We start from the raw sequence: 8,504 nt of genomic DNA, 5'->3' as shown, positions 1-8,504 counted from the left end.
CTTAAGCTTGTTTTTAAGCTTACCTAGCTATAATTTCGGCCTCACAAAAGTGGCCAATTAGCTCAGTCGGTAGAGCAGTAGATTGAAAATCTGCGTGTCCTTGGTTCGATTCCGAGATTGGCCACCACCTCTTTTAAAAACTTTCCTAGAAACTTCTAAAAAATGACAACAATCCTACACTTGGATATTCATACTGCTTTTTAATGCCTAAAATTTCTACACTATCCCTTGTAATCAGGCTGTAATAATATTTAAAAACTGTTTCAATTAAAAGAAAATTAGTCTATTTATTAAGAAATAATTGAATATAATTATTTTATGCAAATTATACTTTTACCTTCAATTTTCGTAGTCGCTATTGTCTTGCATCTTGCATTAATCCGTTATGCTCACCTTTTAGGGCTGGTTGATACACCTAATGAACGAAGCATGCATAAAAAAGTCATTCCCCGTGCAGCGGGTGTAGCTATATTTCTTTCGGTTGCACTCTCACAGTTTATCTTTAACATGGAGTTTGTTTTATCTCATTTTTTTATTCATATCGCCATTTTATTTGTCTTTTTAGTTGGACTTGTTGATGATCGGAATGATGTCTCGCCACGATTTAAATTCGTCGTCATCTTTTTTGCCACAATATTTATCTATCAAGGTGGTGTTCACGTCGATAATTTAGGAACCTATTTTGGTTACGAAGTTATGCTCCCCTGGTTTTTAATTTTCCCGTTTACATTTTTTGCTATCGCAGGATTTACCAATGCCCTCAATTTGATAGATGGATTGGACGGGCTTGCCGGAACTGTATCTTTAGTAATGCTTATCACCTTTTTTGCTATTGGGATTACCTATCATGATACCCTTATCATCACTCTTTCAACAACGTTTACAGTTGCTGTTATTGCATTTTTACTCTTTAACTGGAATCCGGCTAAAATTTTCATGGGAGACAGCGGCTCTTTGACATTGGGGTTTGTCATCTCAATTTTGAGTATTCAATCCATTCAATACATTACGCCGACCGCTGTATTATTTGTTATTGCTATTCCATTGTTAGATACATTTATTGTTATGACACGTCGTATTCAAAGAGGTCAATCGCCCTTTAAAGCAGACAAAAATCATATGCACCATTTTTTATTTAATATGAAAGGGGATGTGAGATTTACAGTACTCCTTCTAGTTGCAATACAACTTATCTTTTCTATCATTGGATTTCAGCTCCGGGAAGAGGATGATTTCCTATCACTAATCCTATTTGCTCTTTTATTTTTTACCTTCTTGAACCTTTTTGATCAGCGTCTACGACGGAGGAAAAAAGGTAGGCATAAACAACATCATTTACGTATACTTTCGAAAGAGCGATCAGCTCGTGCGGAACAACATACTTTCGATAATTCTTCAACCCCTACCATCCTCACACCCTCGGAGACGTAATGAAAATTTTTGTAACGGGTGGAGCCGGTTATATCGGTTCCCATACCTGTATAGAACTCTTAAATGCCGGTTATGACGTTGTTGTTTATGATAACCTCTCAAACAGCTCGTCTGAAGCACTTCGACGTGTCGAAACAATCACAGGGAAAAATGTTCAATTGATTATCGGGGACATTCGTGATGAAGTAACAATGATTGCCGCAATGAAAGGGTGCAATGGTGTTATCCACTTTGCCGGACTTAAAGCCGTTGGTGAATCCGTTGCTAAACCGCTTGAATATTATGATAACAACGTACAAGGGACACTGTCACTTTTACGTGCAATGCGTGCTAACAGTATTAAAACGATTGTTTTTAGTTCCTCCGCAACGGTTTACGGTGATCCTGAGCGTCTTCCGCTAACCGAAGATCACCCTCTTCATACGACCAATCCTTACGGCCAAACCAAACTTGTCATTGAAGAAATCCTACGTGATCTATACCGTTCTGACCCTACATGGCATATGATGATTTTACGATATTTTAATCCTGTAGGAGCACATGAAAGCGGTCTTATAGGAGAAGACCCTCAAGGGATTCCGAATAATCTCATGCCTTTTGTAACTCAAGTTGCAATTGGTCGACGTGAGCATCTAAATATCTTTGGAGGTGACTATCCTACACATGATGGTACAGGTGTTAGAGATTATATCCATGTTGTCGATTTAGCAGAAGGACATGTAAAAGCGCTGCAAGCACTAACTGCACCACAATGCACGGCAGTCAACCTTGGAACAGGGATAGGATACAGCGTTTTAGATGTCGTACATGCCTTTACAAAAGCCAGCGGTCAAAATATTCCTTATATTATTGCACCTCGCCGCGAAGGAGATATCGCAGCATGCTATGCCGATCCCTCGTTAGCCATGAATATCATTGGATGGCATGCTGAACGAAGCCTAGAAACTATGTGTCGTGATTCATGGAATTTCCAATCCAAAAATCCGAAAGGTTATGAATGAAAAAAATCCTCATCGTATTCGGAACTCGTCCCGAAGCGATCAAAATGGCTCCGCTAGTCAAAGAGTTCCAAAAATACAACGAGCTTTTTGACACCAAAGTTTGTGTGACGGCACAGCATCGTGAAATGCTCGATCAAGTTCTTTCACTCTTTGAAATTATTCCTGATTTTGATCTGAATATCATGAAAGCCGGGCAAGATTTATATGATATTACCGCAAACGTTTTATTAGGAATGAAAGGTGTTTTAAATACTTTCAAGCCCGATGTTGTATTTGTACATGGAGATACTACTACCACTTTTGCCGCTTCACTGGCTGCTTTCTATCAGCAGATCAAAATAGCCCATATTGAAGCAGGTCTTCGAACAGGGGATATTTACAGCCCATGGCCTGAAGAAGCCAACCGTCAGCTAACTACCCAAATCACAGCGTATCATTTTGCTCCGACACCGACAAGTGAAGCTAACCTTTTACGGGAAAATGTTGCCCCTTCCCGTATAGCCGTTACCGGAAATACCGTTATCGATGCACTGTTTTTAGCACTTGACAAAATCAAAAATAGCCCAATACTCGAGCAAGAAATTACCACGAAGCTGACTTCTCTCTATCCTTTCAATCCTGATCGAAAAATAATTTTAGTTACAGGTCATCGTAGAGAGAATCACGGACAAGGGTTTATTAATATTTGCGGAGCACTTAAAATATTGGCTGAAAACAATCCGGATATTGATATTGTTTATCCAGTCCATCTAAACCCAAATGTCCAAAAACCGGTTCATGAAATCCTCTCTGCTATTACAAATGTTTTCTTAATTGAGCCGTTACAATACGAAACATTTCTTTATCTCATGAACCAATCGTATTTCATTATTACCGACAGCGGAGGAGTACAGGAAGAGGCACCGAGTCTTGGAAAACCCGTATTAGTGATGCGCGATACAACTGAACGCCCTGAAGCACTTGAAGCCGGAACCGTCAAACTTGTCGGAACCAATACACAAAGAATCATTTCAGAAGCGCAATTGCTTCTCGATTCTACCGAAGCTTATTTAGCGATGGCCAAAGCCCATAATCCATATGGTGATGGCAAAGCATGTGAGCGAGTCGTCAAATTTTTATCTAAGGAAACCCATGAAAATTAAAACTGTTTGTGTCATAGGACTAGGCTATATCGGATTGCCTACTGCTGCTCTTCTAGCCAACCGAAATTATTTTGTTCACGGTGTAGATGTCGTTCAAAGTACTGTTGATACGATCAATCAAGGAAAAATTCATATTGTTGAACCAGAACTCGATACATTCGTCCGCTCTGCAGTAAACTCTGGCAACCTTAAAGCCGATCTCAAACCAATCGAAGCTGACTGCTTTATTCTTGCCGTACCTACACCGTTTCATCATAACGATGACTTCCACGCTTGTCCGGCACCTAACATTGATTATGTGATTGCGGCTACACGATCAATCGCACCATATGTGCGCCCCGGCAACATCGTTATTCTCGAATCAACTTCACCGGTCGGAACAACCGATAAAGTGGCTGAAGTGCTTGCCGAAAGTGGAGTAGACACTTCTTTTGTTCATATCGCACACTGCCCTGAACGAGTGCTTCCAGGTCATATTATGCGTGAATTAGTTGAGAATGACCGTATCGTAGGCGGAACGACTGCAGAAGCAACCAAAGCAACAGCTGATTTCTACCGAACTTTTGTCTCTGGAGCGGTGCTTGAAACCGATGCAAAAACTGCTGAAATGGCTAAACTGACTGAAAACAGCTTCCGTGATGTTAACATTGCTTTTGCCAATGAACTTTCTATCCTATGTGATAAATTCGGTATTGATGTATGGAATCTCATAGAACTTGCTAACCGACATCCGCGTGTTAATATCCTTCGACCTGGTGCCGGAGTCGGCGGACATTGTATTGCCGTAGATCCATGGTTTATCGTTGATGCGGCTGGCGGATCAGCCCGTTTGATTGAGACTGCACGTCGTGTAAACGATTATAAAAGTGAATGGGTCATTGAAAAAGTTAAAAATCTTGCTATTACTTTTGAAAATACACATGGTACAAAACCTAAAATAGCATGCATGGGGCTAGCCTTTAAACCGGATATTGATGATCTACGTGAATCTCCTGCACTTTTCATCACACGCCGTCTCATATCAGAAGGGATGAGCATCTTAGCTGTTGAACCAAATATTGACAATTTTAAAGAATTTGATATCATAAATTATGAAAAAGCGATAGAACAAGCAAATATTATTGTTTTCCTCGTGAGTCACAAAGAGTTTAAACATCTTGATTGCGTTAATAAAGAAATTTTAGATGCATGCGGGGTTTTAAAATCATGAAAATAGCTATTGCTGGGACTGGATACGTTGGACTTTCAAACGGGATTTTATTATCACAAAACAACGAAGTGGTTGCCCTCGATATCATTCCTGAAAAAGTGGCAATGATCAATGCTAAAAAGTCACCTATCGAAGATAAAGAAATAGAAGAGTATCTTCAAAGAGATGATCTAAATTTTAAAGCGACACTGGATAAAGAAGAAGCCTATAAAAATGCTGATTTCGTCATTATCGCGACCCCGACCGATTACGATCCTGAGACCAACTATTTTAATACCCGTTCTATTGAATATGTCATTACAGATGTCCTTACAATAAATCCAGATGCAGTGATGGTGATCAAATCGACTATCCCGGTAGGTTATACCAAAAAACTCCGTGAGCAGTTTAAGACGGACAACATCATTTTCTCTCCCGAATTCCTCCGAGAAGGAAAAGCCCTTTACGATAATCTTTACCCTAGCCGTATTATCGTCGGGGAACAGAGCGAAAGAGCTCAAGTTTTTGCCTCTCTTTTAGCAGAAGGAGCAATCAAAGAAAATATTGATATTCTCTTTACCGACAGCACTGAAGCCGAAGCGATTAAACTCTTTGCCAACACCTATCTAGCCATGCGAGTAGCCTATTTCAATGAGTTAGACAGCTATGCTGAAAGTCATGGATTAAACGCACGCCAAATCATTACCGGTATCGGCCTCGACCCACGTATCGGAAACCATTACAATAACCCTTCATTTGGATACGGCGGATACTGTCTTCCTAAAGATACGAAACAGCTCCTTGCTAATTATGCCGATGTACCGAGTAACATCATAAGAGCTATCGTTGATGCCAACAGTACTCGTAAAGATTTTATTGCAGACAGTATTATCCGACGTAATCCCCGTATTGTAGGAATTTATCGTTTGGTCATGAAAGCCGGATCCGATAACTTCCGATCTTCTGCAATTCAAGGAATTATGAAACGAATCAAAGCTAAAGGAATTGAAGTAGTGATTTATGAACCTACTCTTAAAGAAGGTGAATTTTTCCACTCACGTGTTTTTAGTGATTTGAATGAGTTCAAAGCAATATCGGACGTAATCATCGCCAATCGTCACTCAGATGATTTAGAAGATGTGCAAAATAAAGTCTATACACGAGATTTATTCGGCAATGACTAAAGGTATAAAATGAAAATATTAGTTACGGGTACTGCCGGTTTTATCGGACATGCGTTGGCAAAAAAGCTATTAGAACGTGGTGATGAGGTCATCGGGATAGATAATATCAATGATTATTATGATGTTAATCTAAAGTATGCCAGACTTGCCGATACTGGCATTTCTACAGATGCTATTGAATATAACAAACTGGTGATTTCAACAACTTATCCTAAATACACTTTTGTTAAACTTGCCCTTGAAGATAAAGAAAACCTAAATGCATTAATTGCTGACAAATCCATCGATGCAGTATGTAATCTCGCAGCTCAAGCAGGCGTACGCTATTCACTTGAAAATCCGGATGCCTATATCCAAAGTAATGTCGTCGGATTCATAAATATCCTTGAAGCATGCCGTAATAATGGGATCAAAAACCTCTGCTATGCTTCTAGTTCTTCCGTTTACGGGTTAAATAAATCTCAGCCATTCCAAACGAGTAACCATACTGATCATCCGGTTAGCCTTTATGCTGCGACTAAAAAGTCAAATGAAATGATGGCACATGCATATAGTCATCTTTACGGTATACAAACAACAGGTTTACGCTTTTTTACCGTTTACGGTCCATGGGGAAGACCTGATATGGCTCCAATGTTATTCACCAGTGCAATAGTAGAAGGGCGTCCGATTAAAGTATTTAATTTTGGTGATATGAGCCGTGATTTTACCTATATTGATGACATCGTTAGTGGCGTAATAAATGTAATTGACAAACCTGCCCAACCAAACCCTGATTGGAACCCATATGAACCGAATCCAAACAGCTCAAGTGCTCCTTTCCGTCTCTACAATATCGGAAATAATGAACCTGTATCATTAATGGAATTCATCGGAACGATAGAATCTGCACTCGGGAAAGAAGCAGAAAAAATTATGCTGCCGATGCAAGACGGTGATGTACAAAGTACCTATGCTAACATAGATGATTTAATCAATCATTTCGACTATCATCCTAATACCAAACTTGAAAATGGAATTTCTAAATTCATCGAATGGTATAAAATATTTTATGTCTGAGCTAAAAAAGCGAACACTAAAAGCCATAACATGGAATTATTTCGGCAAACTAGCCAAAAATGCCAGTGGTTTGATCGTAATGATCATCTTGGCAAGGCTTTTACAGCCATCCGATTTTGGACTTATCGCAATTATCATGGTTCTTATAACTTTTTCTATGCTTCTCACAGAAATTGGTCTAGGAGATTCTCTCATTCAGAAAAAACGTCTCTTGCCAGTCCATTATAACTCAGTTTTTTATGTCAATTTAATTCTTGGTCTTCTTTTGACCGTCATCACTTTTTTTTTGGCAAAGCCACTAGCCAACTTTTATGAAAACAATGCCCTAATCCCTATTACGCAAGTTTTATCAATAATATTTTTAATTAACTCTTTTAATAGTGTCCAGATATACCAATTTCGAAAAGAACTAAATTATGCAATAATTGCCAAGGCAGATATAGGATCATCTCTTTTAAGTGGAATCATCAGTATTATATTGGCTTATGCAGGCTATGGTGTATGGAGTTTAGTCTCTCAAGCTATAAGTCGAAGTTTTTTTAACAGTATCTTTCTGTGGTCATTCTCGACCTGGCGACCTGCACTAATGTTTTCTTTTAAAGCTCTTCGGCAGCTCTGGTCATTTGGATTAAATATATTTTTAGCTGAATTAATCGAAAGATTAATATCACAGTTAGATATAATAATTATCGGAAAAATCTTTTCCCCCGCGATTCTAGGATTTTATGACCAAGCAAAACGACTCAACTCAATGGTCATCCAATACTCTTCTAGTGCATTGATGAGTGTGCTATTTCCTGTGCTAAGCAGCATAAAAAATGATCGAGAAAGATTAAAAAATATTGTTGTCAAAGCATTTTCGGTTTTATGTTTTATAGTTTTTATTTTACTAGGTATCCTATATGTATCTTCAGATGAAATTATTATCATAATCTTTACAGAAAAATGGCTTCCCGCATCAGAATATTTTAAATTATTTCTGTTAAGTGGTTATATGTATCCATTGAGTGCAATATTAGTGAATATACTTACAAGTCAAGGTAATTCAAAATTATTTTTAAAATTGAAATTATTGAGATTTTTTTTAATACTAATCACGTTCTATATTGGATTTCAATTCGGTCTTATAGGTTTTTTATACAGTATGGCAATTTTTTCATTTCTATATATAAATATAAACATGTACTTTTCCTCCAAACAAATTCAGCTAAATTATCGTGAATTATTTCTAACCTTTATGTCACATGCAATCTTAGCAATTATTGGGATTTTGTTGATTTCGATTTTATATACAATAAAGATATACCCTATCGTAGATCTAACCATCAAGTCATTATTTTATATTGTTTATTTTTTGGCTATAAATAAACTTTTAAAAATGCAAGGAATGCAATTCGCATTGGAACTATTTCTTAAAAGGAAAAAGAGATGAGAACGGCATTTAATTTTTCAAGGAACATTAACCCATTGCATATTTTTATTATTAATTTAGTAAATA

The 8,504-nt window shown here is 37.9% G+C and carries 7 protein-coding genes and 1 tRNA gene; all 8 read left to right on the top strand.

Annotated features, from left to right (window positions below; all coding sequences use genetic code 11):
• Positions 1-51 precede the first annotated feature (51 nt).
• The 8 genes from PHP90_RS08515 (at position 52) to PHP90_RS08480 (ending at position 8,438) form a co-directional block, all read left to right on the top strand.
• A tRNA-Phe gene (locus PHP90_RS08515) sits at positions 52-127 on the top strand.
• A 191-nt stretch (positions 128-318) separates the two neighbouring features.
• Positions 319-1,431, top strand: a complete 1,113-nt coding sequence (locus PHP90_RS08510) for an MraY family glycosyltransferase (protein ID WP_299928203.1) — start codon at positions 319-321, stop codon at positions 1,429-1,431.
• Positions 1,431-2,432 (top strand): UDP-glucose 4-epimerase GalE, encoded by a 1,002-nt coding sequence (gene galE / locus PHP90_RS08505; RefSeq protein WP_299928200.1) that lies wholly within the window; start codon positions 1,431-1,433, stop codon positions 2,430-2,432. The genes PHP90_RS08510 and galE overlap by 1 nt, the downstream gene beginning before the upstream one ends.
• The gene (gene wecB / locus PHP90_RS08500) at positions 2,429-3,574 is read left to right on the top strand and encodes a UDP-N-acetylglucosamine 2-epimerase (non-hydrolyzing) (protein WP_299928197.1); all 1,146 of its coding nucleotides are present in this window, start codon (positions 2,429-2,431) and stop codon (positions 3,572-3,574) included. Before galE ends, wecB begins: the two co-directional genes overlap by 4 nt.
• Positions 3,564-4,784 carry a UDP-N-acetyl-D-mannosamine dehydrogenase gene (wecC, locus tag PHP90_RS08495; protein ID WP_299928194.1) on the top strand — a complete coding sequence of 407 codons (1,221 nt, stop codon included), beginning with the start codon at positions 3,564-3,566 and terminating at the stop codon, positions 4,782-4,784. The genes wecB and wecC overlap by 11 nt, the downstream gene beginning before the upstream one ends.
• Positions 4,781-5,947 (top strand): nucleotide sugar dehydrogenase, encoded by a 1,167-nt coding sequence (locus tag PHP90_RS08490; protein WP_299928191.1) that lies wholly within the window; start codon positions 4,781-4,783, stop codon positions 5,945-5,947. Before wecC ends, PHP90_RS08490 begins: the two co-directional genes overlap by 4 nt.
• A 9-nt stretch (positions 5,948-5,956) precedes the next feature.
• Positions 5,957-7,006, top strand: coding sequence for an NAD-dependent epimerase (locus tag PHP90_RS08485; protein WP_299928186.1), 1,050 nt, complete (start codon positions 5,957-5,959; stop codon positions 7,004-7,006).
• On the top strand, positions 6,999-8,438 hold the full coding sequence (locus PHP90_RS08480) for a lipopolysaccharide biosynthesis protein (protein ID WP_299928183.1): 1,440 nt from the start codon (positions 6,999-7,001) through the stop codon (positions 8,436-8,438). Before PHP90_RS08485 ends, PHP90_RS08480 begins: the two co-directional genes overlap by 8 nt.
• Positions 8,439-8,504 lie beyond the last annotated feature (66 nt).

It is taken from the genome of Sulfuricurvum sp. (assembly GCF_028712165.1).
Classification (GTDB): Bacteria; Campylobacterota; Campylobacteria; order Campylobacterales; family Sulfurimonadaceae; genus Sulfuricurvum.
This window is presented reverse-complemented; position numbering and strand designations above follow the sequence as displayed.